The sequence below is a fragment of the Flagellimonas halotolerans genome (assembly GCF_035818535.1).
In the GTDB taxonomy this organism is placed as follows: domain Bacteria; phylum Bacteroidota; class Bacteroidia; order Flavobacteriales; family Flavobacteriaceae; genus Flagellimonas; species Flagellimonas halotolerans.
In genome coordinates this window covers 1-3,412 of record NZ_JAYKYV010000030.1, presented here as the reverse complement: position 1 = coordinate 3,412, position 3,412 = coordinate 1, and the positions used below count along the sequence as shown (strand labels likewise).

The following is a 3,412-nucleotide window of genomic DNA, read 5'->3' as shown; positions in this document are numbered from 1 at the left end:
AGTATTGGAAATTTTAGAAGTTGAGTTACAGGGTTATCACTCATAACTCCTAACTAATAACTCATAACTGAAAAATGGGGGATTAGCTCAGCTGGCTAGAGCGCCTGCCTTGCACGCAGGAGGTCATCGGTTCGACTCCGATATTCTCCACCACGGCAAATGCCGTCCACGGTGATATTATCGCCATTGGCGGCCCGCCACAAGTTCATTGACATATTGGGACGGAGCAAGGGACGACATAGGTCGTTTCATTGCGAAGTCAAAGAAGAAACACGAAGTAGAATAGAACATTAAGGATTACGAGAGGGCATTTGTACTTAGGTACAGGTGCGACAAGCAAAAGAAGGGCGTATGGGGAATGCCTAGGCTCTCAGAGGCGACGAAGGACGTGATAAGCTGCGAAAAACCGCGGGGAGCTGCACATGAGCATTGATCCGCGGGTATCCGAATGGGGCAACCCGGCTGGTTGAAGGCCAGTCACACCGCAAGGTGGGCGAACCCGCTGAACTGAAACATCTAAGTAGGCGGAGGAAGAGAAAACAAGAGTGATTCCGAGAGTAGCGGCGAGCGAAATCGGACTGGCCCAAACCGTTGTTGTTTAGGCAATGACGGGGTTGTAGGACCACAATGTTCTTTGCGCGACGAACCGGAAGCAGTTGGAAAGCTGCACGATATGGGTGACAGTCCCGTACGGGCAAGGAGCGTTGAAGATAGTGGTATCCTGAGTAGCGCGGGGCACGTGAAACCCTGTGTGAATCCGGCGGGACCATCCGCCAAGGCTAAATACTCCTGGGAGACCGATAGTGAACCAGTACCGTGAGGGAAAGGTGAAAAGAACCGTGAACAACGGAGTGAAATAGACCCTGAAACCATACGCCTACAAGCGGTCGGAGCCAGTTTACTGGTGACGGCGTGCCTTTTGCATAATGAGCCTACGAGTTACTTTTACCGGCAAGGTTAAGCACTTATGGTGCGCAGCCGTAGCGAAAGCGAGTCTGAACAGGGCGTTATAGTCGGTAGTAGTAGACGCGAAACCGTGCGATCTACCCATGGGCAGGTTGAAGCTGTGGTAACACATAGTGGAGGACCGAACCCGTTGACGTTGAAAAGTCTTGGGATGACCTGTGGGTAGGGGTGAAAGGCCAATCAAGCTCGGAAATAGCTCGTACTCCCCGAAATGCATTTAGGTGCAGCGTTCTGATAGTTATATAGAGGTAGAGCTACTGATTGGATGCGGGGGCTTCACCGCCTACCAATTCCTGACAAACTCCGAATGCTATATAATGTTTCAGGGCAGTGAGGGCATGGGTGCTAAGGTCCATGTCCGAGAGGGAAAGAACCCGGACCATCAGCTAAGGTCCCCAAATATGTGCTAAGTTGACAAAACGCGGTGGGACTGCTTAGACAGCCAGGATGTTGGCTTGGAAGCAGCCATTCATTTAAAGAGTGCGTAACAGCTCACTGGTCGAGCGGTCCCGCATGGATAATGATCGGGCATAAGCACATTACCGAAGCTATGGCTTTACAGCTTGCTGTAAGGGGTAGGGGAGCATTCTGTTCGGCGCCGAAGGTGCACTGCGAGGTGTGCTGGAGCGTACAGAAACGAAAATGTAGGCATAAGTAACGATAATGCGGGCGAGAAACCCGCACGCCGAAAGACCAAGGTTTCCCCGGCCATGCTAATCAGCCGGGGGTCAGTCGGGACCTAACACGAACCCGGAAGGGGCAGTGGATGGACAACGGGTTAATATTCCCGTACCCGCAATGCGACAAAAGTGACGGGGCAGCTTAGTTGGTGCGTGCTGACGGAATAGCACGTTGAAGCGCAAGCGATAGTACGACAAGGCCACGGCCGCGTCGATAATCCAGCGGCGCTGCCTCCAAGAAAAGCGAGCATTGCGGCCCGTACCGTAAACCGACACAGGTGGTCGGGATGAGAATTCTAAGGCGCTCGAGAGATTCATGGTTAAGGAACTAGGCAAAATGGACGCGTAACTTCGGGAGAAGCGTCGCTCCCCTCCGGGGGAGCCGCAGTGAATAGGCCCAGGCGACTGTTTATCAAAAACACAGGGCTCTGCCAAATCGAAAGATGACGTATAGGGCCTGACACCTGCCCGGTGCCGGAAGGTTAAAGGGAGACGTCAGCCACTTGTGGTGAAGCGTTGAACTGAAGCCCCGGTAAACGGCGGCCGTAACTATAACGGTCCTAAGGTAGCGAAATTCCTTGTCGGGTAAGTTCCGACCTGCACGAATGGTGCAACGATCTGGGCACTGTCTCAACCATGATCTCGGTGAAATTGTAGTATCGGTGAAGATGCCGGTTACCCGCAGTGGGACGAAAAGACCCCGTGCACCTTTACTATAGCTTCGTATTGACCTTGGTCAAACAATGTGTAGGATAGCTGGGAGGCTTTGAATCTGCGTCGCCAGGCGTGGAGGAGCCGTTGTTGAAATACCAGCCTTTGTTTGATCGGGGCCTAACCCCTAGCGGGGGACAGTGCGTGGTGGGTAGTTTGACTGGGGTGGTCGCCTCCAAAAGAGTAACGGAGGCTTCTAAAGGTGCCCTCAACACGGTTGGCAATCGTGTGCAGAGTGCAATGGCACAAGGGCGCTTGACTGTGAGACATACAGGTCGAACAGGTAGGAAACTAGAGCATAGTGATCCGGTGGTTCCGTATGGAAGGGCCATCGCTCAAAGGATAAAAGGTACGCCGGGGATAACAGGCTGATCTCCCCCAAGAGCTCACATCGACGGGGGGGTTTGGCACCTCGATGTCGGCTCGTCACATCCTGGGGCTGGAGAAGGTCCCAAGGGTTGGGCTGTTCGCCCATTAAAGTGGCACGCGAGCTGGGTTCAGAACGTCGTGAGACAGTTCGGTCTCTATCTACTGCGGGCGTTAGAGATTTGAGTGGACCTGACCCTAGTACGAGAGGACCGGGTTGGACCGACCGCTGGTGCGCCGGTTGTCCCGCCAGGGGCATCGCCGGGTAGCTAAGTCGGGATGGGATAAGCGCTGAAAGCATATAAGCGCGAAACCCGCCACAAGATGAGATCTCTTTAAAGGGCCGTGGGAGATGACCACGTCGATAGGCCGTAGGTGGAAGTGCAGCGATGCATGCAGCCGAGCGGTACTAATTGCCCGTAAGCTTGCGCAGCCGCCCTCTCGGCGGTTCCTTGAAACTACAAACTTCGTTGGCTCTTTTTTGACGACCGCAAGGTCCGTCCCATAATATGTCATATCATGAACATTCAAGATATTTAAGATCTAGGTGGCCATGGCGACGGGGCCCACCCCTTTCCATTCCGAACAGGGAAGTTAAGCCCGTTTGCGCCGATGGTACTGCCACACCAGGTGGGAGAGTAGGTCGCCGCCTTCTTTGAAGCCCCTCACGTAAGTGGGGGGCTTTTTTT

The 3,412-nt window shown here is 53.8% G+C and carries 1 tRNA gene and 2 rRNA genes; all 3 read left to right on the top strand.

What is annotated here, in order from left to right:
• The first annotated feature begins 76 nt into the window (after positions 1-76).
• Positions 77-153: transfer RNA gene (locus tag VM932_RS16620), tRNA-Ala, on the top strand.
• Between the two features lie 176 nt (positions 154-329).
• A 23S ribosomal RNA gene (locus tag VM932_RS16615) occupies positions 330-3,156 on the top strand.
• Between the two features lie 110 nt (positions 3,157-3,266).
• Positions 3,267-3,378: ribosomal RNA gene (rrf, locus tag VM932_RS16610) — 5S ribosomal RNA — on the top strand.
• The last annotated feature ends 34 nt before the right edge of the window (positions 3,379-3,412 follow it).